We start from the raw sequence: 18144 nt of genomic DNA on the forward strand, positions 1-18144 counted from the left end.
GATGAGCACCTTTCGGCGGGGGCGGGCAGGGGGTCTCAGGAGCGTACTTCGAGCAGGGGGACCAGCTGCTCCGCGGGGGTCATCGAACCGTGGTTGCCGACCAGCGCCGACTCCTTGGGCTCCCGCTCGGACGCGATGATCAGCACGTCGTCGTGCGCGGCCGCGATCACGTCGCCGAGGCGCGCGTACACCCGCTCGTCGATGTGCGGCCCGAACCAGCCGGCCTCGATCGCCTCGTCCCGCGAGGCCACCCAGAACTGCTCGCCGAGCACCTCGCGCCACACCGTCAGGACGTCGTTCGCCGCGCCCGGGACCGCGTACACGTGCCGTGCCCGGCCCTCCCCGCCGAGCAGGGCGACGCCGGCGCGCAGCTCCCAGTCCTCGTCGAAGTCGATGCGGTGCTGTTCGTCGAACGGGACGTCGACCATGCCGTGGTCGGCGGTGACGTACAGCGCGCTGCGCGGCGGCAGCTGCTCGGCGAGGCGCTGGGCGAGCCGGTCGACGTACATCAGCTGACCGCGCCAGGTGTCGGAGGCGACGCCGTAGCGGTGCCCGGCGCCGTCCAGTTCGGCGTAGTACGTGTACACCAGGGAGCGGTCGCCGGCGGCGAGCTGCCCGGCCGCGAGGTCCATGCGTTCCTCGGCGGACAGCCGCCCGTGGAAGGCGCCTCCGCTGAGCGCGACCTTGGTGAGCGGGGTGCGCTCGAAGGTGGGCGAGGACACCTGGGCGGCGTGCACCCCGGCGTCGTGGGCCAGCTGGAAGATCGTGGGGTACGGCTGCCAGGTCCGCGGGGAGGTCCACGGCTGCCAGCGGAGCTGGTTCATCAGCTCGCCGGTGGCCGGGTTGCGGACGCTGTAGCCGGGCAGGCCGTGGGCGCCCGGCGGCAGGCCGGTGCCGACGGAGGCCAGGGAGGTCGCGGTGGTCGCCGGGTAGCCGGCGGTGAGCGGGCGGCCGGTGCCGCCGCGCGAGCTGCCGAGCAGCGAGGTCAGGAAGGGCGCCTCGTCGGGGTGCGCCCTGAGCTGCTCCCAGCCGAGCCCGTCGACCAGGAAGACGCAGACCCGGTCGGCGGGGGTCAGTTCCGTGATCGTGGCGGTCGTGCCGGGGACGCCGAGGCCGGCGGCCAGCGTGGGGAGGAGGTCGGCCAGCGAACCGCTGCCGTACTCGGGCAGCGGAGCCGTCTCCAGGGCGAGCGGTTCGGGGTGGTCCCAGGGGGAGGGCAGGGCCATCAGCGTGTGACGTCCGCGGTCGCCTCGGAGATGGACTGAGCGAAGGCGAGCGCCTGGCGCACCGTCTCCGGGCCGTCCCCGGCCTCGCTGACCCGCAGGCTGAGGTCGTCCGCCGTGGAGCTGCCGGTGTAGCCGTGGTCGGCCTCGCAGTTGGCGTCGCCGCAGGCGGCGGGCTCCAGGTCGATGCGGCTGACCGCGCCCCAGCCGATGGTCAGGACGACCTCGCGGGGCAGCGTGCCCGGCGTGTACTGCTCGGGGTTGGCGACCACCCTGCTGACCACGACCGACGAGATCCGGCCGAGCTTGACGGACTCCGTGGACGTCGTGGCGTACGGCGTCGGGGAGGTGGTGTCGGCGGCCTGCTCGTCGGTGTGGCTGACGATGAAGCGGTTGCCGGTGAGGACCAGGACGGTCACGTGCCGGCGCACCTCGTTCTGGTCGAACGTGGTCTCCTGGTGGACCAGGTACGACCGGATGGGCTCGCCGCCCACAGCGGCCTCCACCGCCTCGGCCACGAGGGCCGGGTAGTAGCCGCTGCGCTCGATCGCCGCGCGCAGCCCCTGGGTCGTCGTACTGGTCTTGGCCATGGCGTCCATCCTAATCCGTGGGCAAGGGCGGTCCGGGCCAGTCGTGGGCACCCGGGGCGGCCCGCCCGCCCGCACGCCGGCGCCCGGGACGGGCACCGCGCCGCCCGGCGGCCGGCGATCTCCCCTGTGATTCCCCCCTCGGCCGGTCAGTACGCCGGCATCGTGCGCGGGCCGAGGTCGTCGCGGGCGGGCGGCGGCGCGAGCCGTACGGTGGCGCCGAGGACGCTCGCGCCGTGCGGGGCGACGACGACCGGTTCCAGGGTGACCGCGACGACCTCCGGGTGGTCGTCGACCAGCCGGGAGAGCCGCAGCAGCGGCTCCTCCAGCGCGGGGGTGTCCACCGGGGTGGAGCCGCGCCAGCCGAACAGCAGTGGTGCCGTGCGGATCGAGCGCACCAGCGAGGTCGCCTCCCGGTCGGTGACCGGGACCAGCCGGTGGGCCATGTCGCCGAGCAGCTGCGAGGCGGCACCGGCGAGCCCGAAGGACAGCACGGCGCCGGCCGCCGGATCGATCACGGCGCGTACGACGGTGTCGACCCCGCGCGGCGCCATGCCCTGCACCACCGGGCGCAGCTCTTCGGGCTTGCCGAACAGCTCGGTCAACTCGGTGTACGCGCGGCGCAGTTGATCCTCGTCCGCGAGGTCGAGGCGGACGCCGCCGAGGTCAGCGCGGTGCCTGAGGTGCGGGGCGGTGGCCTTGAGGGCGACCGGGTAGCCGAGGGCGCGGGCGGCGTCGGCGGCCTCGTCCGGGGACGGTGCGGGCAGCGCCCGGCGGACCTGGATGCCGTAGGCGGCGAGCAGCTCGCAGGTCTCCTCCTGCCCGATGGTGAGTCCCTGGCCGCGCTCCAGCAGGCCTTGGATCAGCCGGGCGGCGCCCTTCTCGTCGATGTCGTCGTACTCCGGGACCCGGCCGGGGTCGGCGGCCTCCCGGCGCCACTGCCCGTACCTGACGGCCTCGGCCAGGGCGCGGATCGCGCGTTCGGCGGCGGGGTAGGCGGGGATGAGGTGCGTGCCGTCGGGGGGTGTCGCCGGCAGCTCGGCGGCCGGCCGGTCCGCCGGGTCCGGGGCCTGAGCCTGCCGGTCGGCGGCCTGGGGGGCGGTGCTCGCCGCGGCCGAGAGTGCCTCCGCGAGTCCGCCGAGTTCGACGTGCACCACCAGCACCGGCTTGCCGGGCACCGCGGCGGCCGCGGCCCGCAGGGCCTGCGCCAGCTCGGCGTCGCCCGGCGCGCCCTCGCCGATCGCGGGGATCACCGTGACGACGACGGCGTCGTGGGTGTCGTCGGCCAGGGCCTGCCCGACCGCCCGGCGGAAGTCCTCCGCAGTGGCCGCCGTCGTCAGGTCCACCGGGCGGGCCGGGCGCAGCCCCTCGGCCAGACAGCGGTCGTAGGTGAGGACGCCCAGCGACTCGGAGTTGCCGAGGATCGCCACGCGCGGTCCGGCGGGCAGCGGCTGCCGGGCGAGGAGCAGGCCCGCGTCGACCAGCTCGGTGATCGTGTCCACCCGGATCACTCCGGCCTGCCGCAGCAGCGCGGAGACGGTGTCGTGCGGCAGCCGGGTGGCGCGGACCGCGTGGCCCTGCGGCGCGGTGCCGGTGCCCTGCACCACGACCAGCGGCTTCGCCGCCGCGGTCCGCCGGGCGAGGCGGGTGAACTTGCGCGGGTTGCCGATGGACTCCAGGTACATGAGGGCGACGTCGGTGTCGGGGTCGTCGTACCAGTACTGCAGGACGTCGTTGCCGGAGACGTCGGCGCGGTTGCCGGCGGACACGAAGGTGGAGACGCCGGTGACCCCGGTGACCCCTCCGCCGCGCCGGTGCAGCCGGGACAGCAGGGCGATGCCGATGGCCCCGGACTGCGCGAACATGCCGATGCGGCCCGGACGGGGCATCTCGGGGGCGAGCGAGGCGTTCAGCCGCACCCCGGGCGCGGTGTTGATGACACCGAAGGCGTTGGGGCCGATGATCCGCATGCCGTACGCGCGGGCGAGCCGTACCAGGGCCCGCTGGCGCTCGCGCCCCTCGGGCCCGCTCTCCGCGTACCCGGCGGATAGCACCACCAGCCCCTGCACGCCGTGTTCGCCGCACTCGGCGACCACGGCGGGCACCCGGTCGGCGGGGACGGCGACGACGGCGAGGTCCACCGGGCCGTCGATGTCCCGCACCGAGCGGCGGGCGGGCACGCCGTCGACCTCCTCCAGGTCCTCGGGGAACGCCTTGTTCACGGCGTACAGGCGGCCGGGGTGGCCGGCGTCCCGGATGTTGCGAAGGACGCTTCGGCCCACTCCCCCGGGCGCGCGGCCGACGCCGACGACCGCCACCGAGCCAGGGGCCAGCAGCCGCCGTACCGAGCGTGCCTCGGCGCGCTGCTCCCGCGCGCGCTGCACGGCGAGCGAGCGGTCGGTGGGTTCGAGGTCGAACTCCAGGCGTACGACGCCGTCCTCGAAGCTGCGCTTCTGGGTGTAGCCGGCGTCCGTGAACACCTTGATCATCTTGGTGTTGGCGGGCAGCACCTCGGCGGCGAAGCGGCGGATGCCGCGCTCGCGGGCGACGGCCGCGATGTGCTCCAGGAGGGCGGAGGCGACCCCGCGGCCCTGGTGGGCGTCCTGCACCAGGAAGGCGACCTCGGCCTCGTCGGCTGGCGAGGAGGCCGGCATGCCGTTCGGGTTGATGCGGTCGTAGCGTACGGTGGCGATGAACTCGCCGCCGATGGTGGCCGCGAGTCCCACCCGGTCCACGAAGTCGTGGTGGGTGAAGCGGTGGACGTCCTTGGCGGACAGTCGCGGGTAGGGCGCGAAGAAGCGGTAGTACTTCGACTCGTCCGAGACCTGCTCGTAGAAGCTGACCAGACGGTCGGCATCGTCGCTGGTGATGGGCCGGATGCGCGCGGTGCCCCCGTCGCGCAGCACTACGTCCGCCTCCCAGTGGGCGGGGTACTCGTGCCGGTCCTGCCGGTCCGCCGGGCTCTGCATGGGCCCCAGAGTACGGCTCGCGTCCGACAACGGCGCGAGGCAGTCTGTGGAGGACGGCCGGCCGGACCGAGGCCGCGGTCCGGCGACACACCGGAGCGGGACGAGGGACCGCTCGGGGCACGCTTCGCGATATGGGAAACTGGTCTAGACAACCCTGAGACAGTGAAGGGCAGCAACACATGGCTGAGCGCCGCGTCAACGTCGGCTGGGCCGAGGGCCTCCACGCCCGCCCCGCTTCCATCTTCGTCCGAGCCGCCACGGCCACAGGCGTCCCGGTGACGATCGCCAAGGCCGGGGGCAACCCCGTCAACGCGGCCTCCATGCTGGCTGTCCTGGGCCTGGGCGCCCAGGGCGGCGAGGAGATCGTGCTCTCCTCCGACGCCGAGGGCGCCGACGCCGCCCTCGACCGGCTGGCCAAGCTGGTCGCCGAGGGCCTCGAGGAACTCCCCGAGACCGTCTGAGCCGTATTCGACGGAAGCCGCGTCGTCCCGTGCGGGCGACGCGGCTTTCGCGTTTGTCGAATTGCCGCGCGCCACGAAGAGTGCAGCGGCATGGAGAGCAGTGGCGAATTCACGGCGCGCCATGAAAAGAGTGACGCCGATACCACTCGCCGAATATCTCCTTCTTTGTATACGGTGCTCGTGTTAATACCGCAGGCTCGGCATGTTTACGGCATGTTGCGAGTTCCTCACGCGCTCCGCGCGGGGGGCGCCCGGGGTGAGCCGCAGCCGGTGCGCACGCGTCGCGCGTTCGGTGTGCAGGGCCATGACCGCCCGCGCGCGCTCGCCGTCGCCCCGGGCCACCGCGTCCACGATGGCGCCGTGCTCGGCCCAGGACTCCTCCGGGCTGGGCGACGCCTCGATCGCGTACATCCAGGCGATCTTGTGCCGCAGCTGGGTCAGCGTCGCGGTCAGCGCGTGGCTGCCCACGGCCTGGGCGAGCGTCTCGTGGAACCATCCGCCGAGCGAGCGCAGGTCCTCGCTGGTGCCCCGCCTGGCCCGCTCCTGGCCCAGCCGGACCAGGCCCCGCAGCACCTTCAGGTGGGCCTCGGTGCGCCGCTGGGCGGCTCGGGCCGCGCCGAGCGGCTCCAGCAGCAGGCGCATCTCCAGCAGGTCGGCGGCCTCGTGCTCGGTCGGCTCGGCCACACAGGCGCCGGCGTGCCGGCGGGTCACCACGAAGCCCTCCGCCTCCAGGGTGCGCAGGGCCTCGCGGACGGGGACGCGCGAGACGCCGTAGCGGCGGGCGAGAACTTCTTCGGTGAGGCGGCTGCCGCGTTCGTGGACACCGGCCACGATGTCGTCCCGGATCGCCGTGCACACCGAGTGCGCCGGAATACGCATGACCGACCTCCGCCTCAATCCCCGTGACACGCCGACGATGGACGCGCGTTTCCGTGACTCTATTGCAATGAGCCGGAATTTCCGACGGCGGGCCGGATTTCATGGATATTTTTTGGGCAGCGGATGCGGCGGGCGGCGGGAAAACGGCGAAAGCCCCGGCGCGCGAGCCGGGGCTTTCACCATGCCGTGCGGCGGGACTCCGCCGGGCGGGGCGGCGTCCTGCCGGACGCCGCGCGCGGGAGGCGTCAGACGTTCACGCCGTGCTTGCGCAGGTAGGCGATCGGGTCGACGTCCGAGCCGTACTCGGGGGTCGTGCGGGCCTCGAAGTGCAGGTGCGGCCCGGTGACGTTGCCGGTCGCGCCGGACAGGCCGATCTGCTGGCCCGGGACGACCTTCTGGCCGGCGGTGACGCCGATGGACGACAGGTGGCCGTACTGGGTGTACATGCCGTCGGCCATCCGGATCACGATCTGGTTGCCGTACGCGCCGCCCCAGCCGGTGGAGACGACCGTGCCGGAGCCGACCGCGTGGACGGACGTGCCGCTGGCCGCGTGGAAGTCGATGCCGGTGTGGGAGCCGGAGGACCACAGCGAGCTGCTGGCCTGGTACCCCGTGGAGACGTACGAGCCGGTGATCGGGATGACGAAGGCGTTCAGGCGCTTGCGCTCGGCCTCGCGGGCGGCGCGTGCCTTGGCCGCGCGCTCCTTGGCGGCACGCTCGGCGGCCGCCTTGGCCGCGGCCTCCTCGGCCGCCTTCTGGTCGGCCGCCTGCTTCTGCGCGGCGGCCTGCTCGTCGATCTGCGCGGCGACGTCGTCGCTCACGGTGATCACCGGGGTGAGACCGGTGTGCTCGACGGGGCTCTCCGCGGCCGACGCCGGGCCGGCCGCGAGGGTGCCGATGACACCGGTGGTGGTGAGGGCGGCGATGCCGGCCGCCTGAGCCGTGGTGCGCTTGACCCTGCCGGGCCTGCGGTGCTTCCCGGAGGCGCACATGAACGCCATGAAGTGGCTGGTCCTTTCCTTCCTTCTCGCCTACCGGGTTAGCTGACGGGTTCGGAGCAGGAAGGTCTCCTACGGACCCCCTCGCTCACGCGCGGGCGTCCGATTCACCCCAGGGACTGCGTTGGGTCCCCGGCTCCCCTGGCTCGCGCCGTGGGGGGATTCGGCGATGACTGTCCGGTGCCGCGGGCGCGGCGCACTGCCTGACGGACAGCCCGGAAGAAGCTACGGCGGGCGACTTTCGATTCCCAAACGAATCCGGGTTTTTGTAGCGCATCCCACAGGTCAGACGGGCCACCTCTGCCCCAATTCGGACATCACGGCCGGGGGTTCACGGGCGTTCGGAGGGGTTCACCGGACTGTGCAGCACGTCGCAGGGCGTCGCATCGCCTCGCGGGGCGTCGGCAGGGCGTCGGCAGGGCGTGGCGGGCCTCGCAGAAGGGCCCTGACGACCTGTCGGTCGTCAGGGCCCCACGCGCGCGTGGCGCGGCTTCGCCCGCCGCTCCGCGCTACTCGGCCGTCACGACGGTGACTTCGCCGATCCCGAGCGCCTCGACCGGCGCCTTGATCTCGGCCGCGTCACCGACGAGCACGGTCACCAGGCGGTCGACCGGGAAGGCGTTGATGACCGCGGCCGTGGCCTCAACGGTGCCGGTGGCGGCGAGCTGCTGATACAGCGTCGCCTGGAAGTCGTCCGGCAGGTGCTGCTCCACCTGGTCCGCGAGCGTGCTCGCGACGGCCGCCGCCGTCTCGTACTTCAGCGGCGCCACGCCGACGAGGTTCTGCACGGCGACATCGCGCTCGGCGTCGGTCAGTCCCTCCGCCGCGAGGGTGCGCAGCACCTTCCACAGGTCGTCCAGCGCGGGCCCGGTGTTCGGGGTGTCCACCGAGCCGCTGATGGCGAGCATGGCGGCACCGGTGCCCTCCGGCGTGGACCGCAGGACCTGCCCGAAGGAGCGCACGCCATAGGTGTAGCCCTTCTCCTCGCGCAGGACGCGGTCCAGGCGTGAGGTGAGGGTGCCGCCGAGGCAGTACGTGCCGAGCACCTGGGCGGCCCACACTCGGTCGTGCCGGTCGGGGCCGATGCGGCCGATCAGCAGCTGCGTCTGGACGGCGCCGGGCCGGTCGACGATGACGACGCGGCCGGTGTCGTCGGCGGTCACCGGCGGCACGGGCCGCGGCTGCCCGGGAGTGCCGGACCAGGCGCCGAGGGTGTCGGTGAGCAGCTCGTCGAGGTCGGTGCCGGTGAGGTCACCGACCACGACCACGGTCGCCGTGGCGGGGCGTACGTGCCGGTCGTAGAAGGCGCGTACGGCCGCCGCGTCGATCTTCTCGACCGTGTCCTCCGTGCCCTGGCGCGGGCGCGACATGCGCGAGGCCGCCGGGAACAGCTGCCGGGACAGCTCCTTCGCGGCCCGGCGGGAGGGGTTGGCCAGCTCGTGCGGGATCTCGTCCAGGCGGTTGCGGACCAGCCGCTCGATCTCGCTCTCGGCGAAGGCGGGCGCGCGCAGGGCGTCGGCGAGCAGGCCGAGGCCCTTGGCCAGGCGGGAGGCCGGGACCTCCAGGCTGATGCGGACGCCGGGGTGGTCGGCGTGCGCGTCCAGCGTGGCGCCGGCCCGCTCCAGCTCGGCGGCGAACTCCTCGGCCGAGTGCTGGTCGGTGCCCTCCGAGAAGGCCCGCGCCATGATCGTGGCGACGCCGTCCAGGCCGCTCGGCTCGGCGTCCAGGGGCGCGTCGAGCAGCACCTCGACGGCGATGACCTGCTGGCCCGGGCGGTGGCAGCGCAGGACCGTCAGGCCGTTGTCCAGCGTGGCGCGCTCGGGGGCCGGGAACGCCCACGGCCTGGCCTCGCCCGGCTGCGGCTGGGGGTGGAAGTCCATGGTGGCGAGCTCGGTCACTTGGCCGTCTCCTCGTTGTCGTTTCCGGCCTCCACGGTGGCCTCCGCTTCTGGGTCCTCGGGGACGTCGGCGTCCTCGACGGCCTCCGGGGACTTCGGCTCGTAGACGAGCACCGCGCGGTTGTCGGGCCGCAGGCGGGCCTTGGCGACCTCCTGGACCTCCTCGGGGGTCACCTCCAGGACACGCTTGACGGCGGTGAGGGCGAGCTGCGGGTCACCGAACAGGACCGCGTAGCGGCACAGTTCGTCGGCGCGGCCGGCCACGGTGCCGAGCCGGTCCAGCCACTCGCGCTCCAGCTGGGCCTGGGCGCGCTCCATCTCCTCGGGCGTGGGGCCCTCCTCGGCGAAGCGGGCCAGCTCCTCGTCGATCGCGGTCTCGATCACCGGCACCTCGACATCACCGGAGGTCTTCACGTCCAGCCAGCCGAGCGAGGGCGCGCCCGCAAGGCGCAGCAGGCCGAAGCCGGCCGCGACGGCCGTACGGTCCCGGCGCACGAGCCGGTTGTACAGGCGGGAGGACTCGCCGCCGCCCAGGATGGTCAGGGCCACGTCGGCGGCGTCCGCGTCGCGGGTGCCGTCGTGCGGGAGCCGGTAGGCGGCCATCAGGGCGCGCGCCGGGACCTCCTCGACGACGACCTCGCGCAGCTGCTCCCCGATGATCTGCGGCAGGGAGCCGTCGCGGGGCTCGGGCTTGCCGTCGTGGGAGGCGACGGACCCGAAGTACTTCTCCACCCAGGCCAGGGTCTGCTGCGGGTCGATGTCGCCGACCACCGAGAGCACCGCGTTGTTGGGCGCGTAGTAGGTGCGGAAGAACCGGCGCGCGTCCTCCAGGGTGGCCGCGTCCAGGTCCGCCATCGAGCCGATCGGCGTGTGGTGGTAGGGGTGGCCCTCCGGGTAGGCGAGGGCGGTCAGCTTCTCGAAGGCGGTGCCGTAGGGCACGTTGTCGTAGCGCTGGCGGCGCTCGTTCTTGACGACGTCCCGCTGGTTCTCCATGGACTCGTCGTCCAGGGCGGCGAGCAGGGAGCCCATACGGTCGGCCTCCAGCCAGAGGGCGAGCTCCAGCTGGTGGGCGGGCATCGTCTCGAAGTAGTTGGTGCGCTCGAAGCTGGTGGTGCCGTTCAGCGAGCCGCCGGCGCCCTGCACCAGCTCGAAGTGGCCGTTGCCCTGGACCTGCGCCGACCCCTGGAACATCAGGTGCTCGAAGAGGTGAGCCAGGCCGGTACGCCCCTTGACTTCGTGGCGGGAGCCGACGTCGTACCAGAGGCAGACCGCCGCCACCGGGGTCAGGTGGTCCTCGGAAAGCACCACGCGCAGACCGTTGGCCAGCCGGTGCTCGGTCGCTGTCAGGCCCCCGGAGCCTGCCTCGGCCGTGGTCGTGTGACCCATGGGCATGTACGTCCCTTCGCGAGCGGAGGCGGTCGTCGAAACCGCGGTCTTCCTGCCGTTCCTGCCACTGTATGCAAAGCGTGCGGGGCCTCGGCGAAGTTCCCGCGGGACGTACGCCCACAGCGGATCGCGTAGCCTGCGTCGGACCGCCGCCCGGGAACCCCCCGGCACCCGACCGGGAGGCCCGGCGGAGCCGGGCCCGGTGCGCGGACACCGGGTCGCGGCACGGCTTGTCAGTGCGTCGGTCCACAATGGTCGGCGTCAGATCCGTCAGACGCTTCAGAAACAGCGAGCTTCAGCAAGAGCGAGTCGGAGGGGCGCGTCGCCCCCGTAGGCGAGCGACAAGATCAGAAGGAGCCAGGCAGCGATGGCCCGCCGCAGCACGAAGACCCCGCCGCCCGACGATGCGTACGAGGAGCGGATCCTCGACATCGACGTCGTGGACGAGATGCGTGGCTCCTACCTCGAGTACGCGTACTCGGTCATCTACTCGCGCGCCCTGCCGGACGCCCGTGACGGCCTGAAGCCGGTGCACCGCCGGATCGTCTACCAGATGAACGAGATGGGCCTGCGCCCCGAGCGCGGCTACGTGAAGTGCGCCCGTGTCGTGGGCGAGGTCATGGGCAAGCTGCACCCCCACGGCGACGCGTCGATCTACGACGCCCTGGTCCGCATGGCCCAGCCGTTCTCGATGCGTGTCCCGCTGGTCGACGGCCACGGCAACTTCGGCTCGCTGGGCAACGACGACCCGCCCGCCGCCATGCGGTACACCGAGTGCCGGATGGCCGAGGCGACGAGCCTGATGACCGAGTCCATCGAAGAGGACACGGTCGACTTCGCACCCAACTACGACGGCCAGGAGCAGGAGCCGGTGGCACTGCCCGCCGCCTTCCCGAACCTGCTGGTCAACGGCTCCTCCGGCATCGCGGTCGGCATGGCGACGAACATGCCGCCGCACAACCTGCGCGAGGTCATCGCGGCCGCCCGCCACCTGATCAGGTCCCCGAACGCGGACCTGGACGCGCTGATGAAGCACGTCCCGGGCCCCGACCTGCCCACGGGCGGGCGGATCGTCGGCATGGACGGCGTGCGGGACGCGTACGCGACGGGCCGCGGCACCTTCAAGATGCGCGCGACGGTCGCGATCGACACGGTCACCGCCCGCCGCAAGGGCCTGGTCGTCACCGAGCTGCCCTTCACGGTCGGCCCGGAGAAGGTGATCGCCAAGATCAAGGACCTGGTCAACGCCAAGAAGATCCAGGGCATCGCGGACGTCAAGGACCTCACCGACCGTGAGCACGGGCTGCGCCTGGTCATCGAGATCAAGAACGGCTTCGTGCCGGAGGCGATCCTGGAGCAGCTGTACAAGCTGACCCCGATGGAGGAGTCCTTCGGCATCAACAACGTGGCCCTGGTGGACGGCCAGCCGCTCACCCTGGGCCTGAAGGAGCTGCTGGAGGTCTACCTCGACCACCGCTTCGAGGTCGTGCGGCGCCGCAGCGAGTACCGCCGCGGCAAGCGCCGCGACCGGCTGCACCTGGTCGAGGGCCTGCTGACCGCCCTGGTCGACATCGACGAGGTCATCCGGCTGATCCGCTCCAGCGAGAACTCCGCGCAGGCAAAGCAGCGCCTGATGGAGCGGTTCTCGCTGAGCGAGGTCCAGACGCAGTACATCCTCGACACGCCGCTGCGCCGGCTCACCAAGTTCGACCGCATCGAGCTGGAGGCGGAGAAGGAGAAGCTCACCGCCGAGATCGAGGAGCTGACCCGGATCCTGGACTCGGACGCGGAGCTGCGCAAGCTGGTCTCGGCCGAACTGGCCTCGGTGGCCAAGAAGTTCGGCACCGACCGGCGCACGGTCCTGCTGGAGTCCGCGGGCTCCCCCGTGGCCGCGGTGCCGCTCCAGGTCGCCGACGACCCCTGCCGGGTGCTGTTCTCCTCCACCGGCCTGCTGGCCCGTACGGCGGACAACGAGCCGTTCCCGAAGGACGCCCGCGCCAAGCGGGTGAAGCACGACGTGATCGTCTCGGCGGTGCCGGCCACCGCACGGGGTGAGATCGGCGTGGTGACCTCGGCCGGTCGTCTGCTGCGGATCAACGTGGTCGACCTGCCGCAGCTGGCGGCCGCCGCGGGCCCGCCGAACCTCTCCGGAGGTGCGCCGATCACGGAGTTCGTGTCGCTGGAGGACGACGAGACGGTGGTCTGCCTGACCACGCTGGACGAGTCGTCCCCCGGTCTGGCGCTGGGCACCGAGCAGGGTGTCGTCAAGCGTGTGGTGCCCGACTACCCGTCCAACAAGGACGAGTTGGAGGTCATCACGCTGAAGGACGGTGACCGGATCGTCGGCGGCGTGGAGCTGCGCACCGGCGAGGAGGACCTGGTGTTCGTCACGGACGACGCGCAACTGCTGCGCTTCCAGGCCTCGATCGTGCGTCCGCAGGGCCGCCCGGCGGGCGGCATGGCGGGCATCAAGCTCACCGAGGGCGCCAAGGTCATCACGTTCACGGCCGTCGACCCGGCGGCCGACGCGGTGGTCTTCACGGTGGCGGGCTCCCGCGGCACGCTGGACGACTCCGTGCAGACGACGGCCAAGCTGACGCCGTTCGACCAGTACCCGCGCAAGGGCCGGGCCACCGGCGGCGTGCGTTGCCAGCGGTTCCTGAAGGGCGAGGACTGCCTGTCGCTGGCCTGGGCGGGTCCCGTCCCGGCCCGGGCGGCGCAGAAGAACGGCACCCCGGCGGAACTGCCGGAGGTGGACCCGCGCCGTGACGGCTCCGGCACCTCGCTGCCGAAGACGGTGGGGGTGGTGGCGGGGCCGGTGTTCTAGGGCGTGTTGAGAAAGTGGCCCCGTCGCCCGGAGCGCGGCAGAGGACCACTTCGCAACAGTCCCTAGGCCTCGCAGGCCGCGGTGTCGGGCTCCTCCTCGGAGCCCTGCACGTAGCGCAGGACGCCCCACATGCCGCGCTCGTCTGCGTGCGGGGCGTCGTCGCGGCACGCCTGGAGTTCCTGGTCGAGGGTGCCGGTGTCGATGCCGCGGCCGATCAGCACGAGCTGGGTGCGGCGGTCGTCGGCCGGCGCCCAGGGCTCGGGGTAGAAGCGCAGGAAGCGCCCGACGACGTGCACGGCGTACCGGTTGGCGGTGTCGTACGGCCCGAAGTCGACGTATCCCTTGACGCGGTACAGCCCCTCGGGGCGGCTGTCCAGGAAGCGCATGAGCCGGCGCGGCTCCATCGGCACGTCGGAGACGAAGGACAGGCTGTCGTACGCCGTGTGCGGATGGGTGCCGTGGTCGTCGCCGTGCAGGTCGTCGAAGGACAGCTGTCCGACGCGCTCCGCGTTCGGCCTGCGGTCGAAGAGGAACCCGGGATCGATGCGGCCGTAGGCCGCGGGGACGACGGCGGCGCGGTCGGTGAGCGACCGGACGAGGCCGAGGACGCGGCCGGGGTCAGGCACCCGGTCGGTCTTGTTGACGACCACCAGGTCGGCGAGGGCGAGGTGCCGGTCGATCTCGGGGTGTTCGGCCCGTGTGCCGTCGAACTCCGCCGCGTCGACGACCTCGACGAGACCGCCGTAGACGATGCCGGGATGCTCGCTGGCGAGCACCATGCGGACCAGTTCCTGCGGCTCGGCGAGCCCGCTGGCCTCGATGACGATGACGTCGATGCCGGCGCCGGGCGCGGCGAGCCGGTCCAGGTACACGTCGAGTTCGCTCGCGTCGACGGCGCAGCACAGGCAGCCGTTGCCGAGCGAGACGGTCGAGTCGCCGAGCGCTCCCGCGACGGCCATCGCGTCGATCTCGATGGCGCCGAAGTCGTTGACGATCGCCCCGATACGGCTGCCTCCGCTGCGGTGCAGCAGGTGGTTGAGGAGCGTGGTCTTCCCCGAGCCCAGGAATCCGGCGAGCACGACGACCGGGATCTGCGGACCGCTGCTGTTCCCCAACGGGTGACCTCTCTCCTGTGGGCTCCGGTGGACCCCGGTGGCCTCTTGTGGACCGGCTGCCGGACCAGGATAAGAGGGCTTCGCCGCCGCCCCGCGCGGTTCAGAGCGCGGCCGGGACCGCCACCTGTGGCTCGGGCCCCACGTAGCGCGCCACCGGGCGGATGATCTTCGAGTCGGCCGCCTGTTCCAGGATGTTGGCGCTCCAGCCCACGACCCGTGCCGCCGCGAACGTGGGGGTGAACATCTCCCGGGGCAGGCCGCACAGTTCCATGACGACTCCGGCGTAGAACTCGACGTTGGTGTGGAGTTCGCGGCCCGGCTTCAGCTCGGCGAGGATGGCCTCCACCCGGCGCTCCACCTCCACGGCGAACCGGACGCGGGGGCCGCCGAAGTCGAGGGCCGTCTCCCGGAGCATCCGCGAGCGGGGGTCCTCGGTGCGGTAGACGGCATGCCCGAATCCCATGATCCGGTCACCTGCGAGCACACGCTCCCGGATCCACGCGTCGATCCGGTCCGGGGTGCCGATCGCGTCCAGGGTGTCCAGGGCCCGGCTGGGGGCTCCGCCGTGCAGGGGGCCCGAGAGCGCCCCCACGGCGCCGGTCAGGCACGCCGCCACGTCGGCGCCGGTGGAGGCGATGACCCGAGCTGTGAAGGTCGACGCGTTGAATCCGTGGTCAATGGTGGAGATCAGGTACTGCTCGACCGCGCGGACATGGCGCGGGTCGGGCTCCGAACCGGTCAGCATGTGCAGGTAGTCGGCCGCGTACGAGAGGTCCTCGCGCGGCTCGATCGGGTCGAGGCCCTGGCCGAGCCGGTACAGGGCGGTGAGCAGGGTGGGTACGGCCGCGCAGGCGGCCACGGTGTCGGCGCGGCGCCGATCGGCGTCGAGGTCGTACACGGGCCGGAACCCGCGTTCGGCGCCCAGCAGCGACAGTGCCGTGCGCAGACCTGCCAGCGGGCCGCGGGTGCGGCCGGCGGCGGCTATGGCGGGCAGGGCCGCGCGGACCCCGGCGGGCAGCCGGCGCAGCGCGGCGGTCTGGGCGGCGAAGGCGGCGCCACGCTCGGGGTCCGGCAGCGTGCCGTGGACGAGGAGGTGCCACACGTCCTCGAAGCGGCGGGTCCGGGCGAGTTCCACCGCCGAGTACTGGCGGTAGTGGTAGAAGCCCTCGCGCCCTCTGACGTCACCGATCTCGGTCTCGGTGACGACGACGCCGGCGAGTCCTCGCGGTACCTCGACGAGCGGGGTCGCGGTCCTGTTGATGGTCATGGTTCTCCTCCCTGGACTTGATCCGACTGTCCATGCTTGACGAGATCTCTGTCAATATTGATTGAATCAATGTCTATCCATCAACATGTTCGGAGGCCGCTACCGTGACCCCCATGCGCGATCCCGACCCCGACGCCGGCCGCCCCGGGCGACGGCTGACCACCAAGGAGACCGCCGAGGCGCTCGGCGTGAAGCCGGAGACGGTGTACGCCTACGTGAGCCGTGGTCTGCTCGGCAGCCGACGGGAACCCGGCAGCCGCGCCAGCACCTTCGACGCCAAAGAAGTCGAGGCCCTCGCCCGGCGCAACCGGCGGGAGGCCGCGGGAAGTCCGGGCTCCGGCGCCGACCTGTCGGTCCGCACCCGCGTCACGCTGATCGACGACGACCGGTACTACTTCCGCGGGGTGGACGCCACGGAACTGGCCACCCGCCACTCCTACGAGGAGGTCGCGGAGTGGCTGTGGACGGACCGCCTCATCCCCGGCATCACGTTCACCGCGCCCGAGGACACCGTCGCCGTCGCCCGCCACGCCGTGAACGCCCTGCCCGAGCACACCTCCCCCACCGACCGGCTGCGCGTGGCCGCCATCGCGGCGGCCGCCGAGGACCCCCTGCGCTTCGACCTCTCCGAGCAGGCGGTGCTCGGCACCGCGCGCGTCCTCATCCCGACGCTGGTCGCCGCGCTGCCGCCGGTGCAGTACGCCCCGAAGGACGACGGCCCGCTGGCCCACCGCCTGTGGACCCGGCTGACCGGCCGCCCCGCCGACGAGGAGTCGCTGCGCGTCCTGGACACCGCCCTGGCGTTGCTCATCGACCACGACCTCGCCGCCTCCACGCTGGCCGTCCGGGTCGCCGCCTCGGCGCGCGCGCACGCCTACGCGGCCGTCTCGGCCGGGCTCGGGGTCCTGGAGGGCCCGCTGCACGGTGCCGCCAGCGGCCTCGCCCACCGGCTGCTCCTCGACGTCCTCGACCAGGGCACCGCCGTCCCGGTGATCGCGGACGAACTGCGCGCCGGGCGCCGCGTCCCCGGACTCGGCCACCGGCTCTACACCGGCGAAGACCCGCGCGCACGGGTGCTGTTCGCCCTCCTGGAGCAGGTCCCCGGCGCGGAGCCCGCGCTGCTCGCGGCACGCGACATCGTGGCGACGACCGCACGCCACGCCCCACTGCACGCCAACGTCGACCTGGCCCTTGCCGTGTTCACCGTCTCCAGCGGCATGCCCGCCACGGCCGGCGAGACCATCTTCGCCGTCGCCCGGACCGCCGGCTGGATCGCCCACGCCCTGGAGGAGTACGGCGAACGTCCGCTGCGGATGCGCCCCCGCGGCCACTACGTCGGCCCACGGCCGCCGCAGCCCCTTCCTGGCTAGGATCTTCCGTTCGGACCGGACCGCGAGATCCGAGCGACGGGCCGTAGGACACGGGCGGCCGGAAGTCACCCTGCGCAGAGTCAGGTTAGGCTCACCTCTGTGAGTAGGTGTGCGACCGTCTCCCGGAGCCTCGACGAGCCCGTTTCCGGCACGGCTGCCACGGCGACGACGTGGCTGCTGCTGGAACAGCCGGGCCCGTGGGGTGCCAAGGCGCTCACTTCGAGCCACCTCGACCCCGCGCTGGGCCGCGCCCTGGAGGCGGCCGCCGAGGGAACCGGTGTGCGGGTCGCGCTCGTCCGGCGCCCCGGCCGGCACGCAGACTCCGGCACCCCCGGGCCCCGGCAGGTGTACGCGGCCCACACCGTTCCCGGAAACACGTGGCTGCACAGCGCCACCGTCCGCGACCCGCACCGTCTGCTGGACCTGGACCTCGCCGCTCTCGGCGCCGGAGACCACCGCTCCTTCGGCGCGGCCCTCGGTGGCCGGCCGCACACGGGCGACCCACTCGCCCTCGTCTGCACCAACGGCAAGCGGGACCGCTGTTGCGCCCTGCTGGGCCGCCCCCTGGCCACCGAACTGAGCGCGACCGGCGTGCGCGGCGTCTGGGAAGTCACCCATCTGGGTGGTCATCGCTTCTCGCCCACCGTGCTCGTCCTGCCGTACGGCTACACGTACGGCCGCGTGGAGGCGGACACCGTCCGGGAGGCCCTGCTCGGCGTCCAGGAGGGGCGGGTGGTCACCGAGGCGTGCCGCGGCTGCTCGGCCTGGGAACGGCCCGGCCAGGCGGCCGAGCTGGCCGTGCGCTCGGTGACGGGCGAGGACCGGGCGGGCGCGCTGCGCGTCGTACGGACCGAGGACCGGACGCACCGCTGGGAGGTCACCGTCGCGCACGCCGACGGCCGCCGCTGGCGCGTGACGGTGGCCCAGGGGGCGTCCCTGCCGCCGCGGCAGGAGAGCTGCGGCGCGGCGGTGCTCGGGACGCCGGCCCGGATGGACGTGGTGGCGGTGCGCGAGCTGCGCACGACGGCGATGGCGAGCTGAGCCGCCCTGCTACCGGCCCCCGGTCTCCGGAGGGCCGGGGGGGCGGGTGCGAGTCGAGAGATCCGTGCCACACCCCCTACGGCGGCCGCCGTCCGCCCACGTAACGTCGGGGGCATGAGCCCCC

Annotated in this window: 13 protein-coding genes and 1 riboswitch; of the genes, 4 read left to right on the forward strand and 9 right to left on the reverse strand. The window is 73.0% G+C overall.

Translation table 11 applies throughout. The annotated features are described in order from the left end of the window. Nucleotides 1-35: 35 nt before the first annotated feature. From V7E45_RS15760 to V7E45_RS15770, 3 genes are all read right to left on the reverse strand, one after another. Nucleotides 36-1226, reverse strand: a complete 1191-nt coding sequence (locus tag V7E45_RS15760) for an alkaline phosphatase family protein (RefSeq protein WP_333774787.1) — start codon at nucleotides 1224-1226, stop codon at nucleotides 36-38. After that, the gene (locus V7E45_RS15765) at nucleotides 1226-1813 is read right to left on the reverse strand and encodes a DUF5998 family protein (RefSeq protein WP_333774788.1); all 588 of its coding nucleotides are present in this window, start codon (nucleotides 1811-1813) and stop codon (nucleotides 1226-1228) included. Before V7E45_RS15765 ends, V7E45_RS15760 begins: the two co-directional genes overlap by 1 nt. A gap of 146 nt (nucleotides 1814-1959) precedes the next feature. Beyond that, nucleotides 1960-4779, reverse strand: a complete 2820-nt coding sequence (locus V7E45_RS15770; RefSeq protein WP_333774789.1) for a bifunctional acetate--CoA ligase family protein/GNAT family N-acetyltransferase — start codon at nucleotides 4777-4779, stop codon at nucleotides 1960-1962. 179 nt (nucleotides 4780-4958) lie between these two features. Between V7E45_RS15770 and V7E45_RS15775 the strand changes: the two genes are divergently transcribed. Next, nucleotides 4959-5240, forward strand: coding sequence for an HPr family phosphocarrier protein (locus V7E45_RS15775; RefSeq protein ID WP_333774790.1), 282 nt, complete (start codon nucleotides 4959-4961; stop codon nucleotides 5238-5240). Nucleotides 5241-5423: 183 nt separating this feature from the next. Here the strand turns inward: V7E45_RS15775 and V7E45_RS15780 are convergent, their stop codons facing one another. The 4 genes from V7E45_RS15780 to V7E45_RS15795 form a co-directional block, all read right to left on the reverse strand. Then, complete coding sequence (locus V7E45_RS15780) at nucleotides 5424-6119, reverse strand: GntR family transcriptional regulator (RefSeq protein ID WP_333774791.1); 696 nt, start codon at nucleotides 6117-6119, stop codon at nucleotides 5424-5426. A gap of 245 nt (nucleotides 6120-6364) precedes the next feature. Beyond that, nucleotides 6365-7120: a M23 family metallopeptidase gene (locus V7E45_RS15785; RefSeq protein ID WP_333774792.1), complete on the reverse strand. Its 756-nt coding sequence runs from the start codon at nucleotides 7118-7120 to the stop codon at nucleotides 6365-6367. Between the two features lie 13 nt (nucleotides 7121-7133). After that, nucleotides 7134-7296: riboswitch (cyclic di-AMP (ydaO/yuaA leader) on the reverse strand. A 330-nt stretch (nucleotides 7297-7626) separates the two neighbouring features. Continuing rightward, a complete protein-coding gene (locus V7E45_RS15790; RefSeq protein ID WP_333774793.1) occupies nucleotides 7627-9015 on the reverse strand; it encodes a M16 family metallopeptidase in 1389 nt (462 codons plus the stop codon). After that, nucleotides 9012-10406: a M16 family metallopeptidase gene (locus tag V7E45_RS15795; RefSeq protein ID WP_333774794.1), complete on the reverse strand. Its 1395-nt coding sequence runs from the start codon at nucleotides 10404-10406 to the stop codon at nucleotides 9012-9014. The genes V7E45_RS15790 and V7E45_RS15795 overlap by 4 nt, the downstream gene beginning before the upstream one ends. Before the next feature lie 361 nt (nucleotides 10407-10767). Between V7E45_RS15795 and V7E45_RS15800 the strand changes: the two genes are divergently transcribed. Further along, a complete protein-coding gene (locus V7E45_RS15800) occupies nucleotides 10768-13227 on the forward strand; it encodes a DNA gyrase/topoisomerase IV subunit A (RefSeq protein ID WP_333774795.1) in 2460 nt (819 codons plus the stop codon). A 62-nt stretch (nucleotides 13228-13289) separates the two neighbouring features. Here V7E45_RS15800 and V7E45_RS15805 read toward each other — a convergent pair whose 3' ends face one another. Continuing rightward, a complete protein-coding gene (locus V7E45_RS15805) occupies nucleotides 13290-14342 on the reverse strand; it encodes a CobW family GTP-binding protein (protein WP_333774796.1) in 1053 nt (350 codons plus the stop codon). A 100-nt stretch (nucleotides 14343-14442) separates the two neighbouring features. Continuing rightward, nucleotides 14443-15609, reverse strand: a complete 1167-nt coding sequence (locus V7E45_RS15810; protein ID WP_333774797.1) for a citrate synthase/methylcitrate synthase — start codon at nucleotides 15607-15609, stop codon at nucleotides 14443-14445. Nucleotides 15610-15722: 113 nt separating this feature from the next. Here V7E45_RS15810 and V7E45_RS15815 point away from each other — a divergent pair, with 113 nt between their 5' ends. Further along, complete coding sequence (locus V7E45_RS15815; protein ID WP_333774798.1) at nucleotides 15723-16979, forward strand: citrate synthase; 1257 nt, start codon at nucleotides 15723-15725, stop codon at nucleotides 16977-16979. Nucleotides 16980-17078: 99 nt separating this feature from the next. After that, complete coding sequence (locus V7E45_RS15820; RefSeq protein ID WP_333774799.1) at nucleotides 17079-18020, forward strand: sucrase ferredoxin; 942 nt, start codon at nucleotides 17079-17081, stop codon at nucleotides 18018-18020. Nucleotides 18021-18144: the final 124 nt, after the last annotated feature.

The organism is Streptomyces sp. IBSBF 3136, from assembly GCF_036815105.1.
Taxonomy (GTDB): domain Bacteria; phylum Actinomycetota; class Actinomycetes; order Streptomycetales; family Streptomycetaceae; genus Streptomyces.

Excerpts from the sequence above, each read along its gene's own strand:
- V7E45_RS15810 (WP_333774797.1), bottom strand. The coding sequence starts at position 15,609 with ATGACCATCAACAGGACCGCGACCCCGCTCGTCGAGGTACCGCGAGGA.
- V7E45_RS15780 (WP_333774791.1), bottom strand. The coding sequence starts at position 6,119 with ATGCGTATTCCGGCGCACTCGGTGTGCACGGCGATCCGGGACGACATC.
- V7E45_RS15765 (WP_333774788.1), bottom strand. The coding sequence starts at position 1,813 with ATGGCCAAGACCAGTACGACGACCCAGGGGCTGCGCGCGGCGATCGAG.
- V7E45_RS15800 (WP_333774795.1), top strand. The coding sequence starts at position 10,768 with ATGGCCCGCCGCAGCACGAAGACCCCGCCGCCCGACGATGCGTACGAG.
- V7E45_RS15770 (WP_333774789.1), bottom strand. The coding sequence starts at position 4,779 with ATGCAGAGCCCGGCGGACCGGCAGGACCGGCACGAGTACCCCGCCCAC.
- V7E45_RS15815 (WP_333774798.1), top strand. The coding sequence starts at position 15,723 with ATGCGCGATCCCGACCCCGACGCCGGCCGCCCCGGGCGACGGCTGACC.
- V7E45_RS15775 (WP_333774790.1), top strand. The coding sequence starts at position 4,959 with ATGGCTGAGCGCCGCGTCAACGTCGGCTGGGCCGAGGGCCTCCACGCC.
- V7E45_RS15760 (WP_333774787.1), bottom strand. The coding sequence starts at position 1,226 with ATGGCCCTGCCCTCCCCCTGGGACCACCCCGAACCGCTCGCCCTGGAG.
- V7E45_RS15795 (WP_333774794.1), bottom strand. The coding sequence starts at position 10,406 with ATGCCCATGGGTCACACGACCACGGCCGAGGCAGGCTCCGGGGGCCTG.
- V7E45_RS15785 (WP_333774792.1), bottom strand. The coding sequence starts at position 7,120 with ATGGCGTTCATGTGCGCCTCCGGGAAGCACCGCAGGCCCGGCAGGGTC.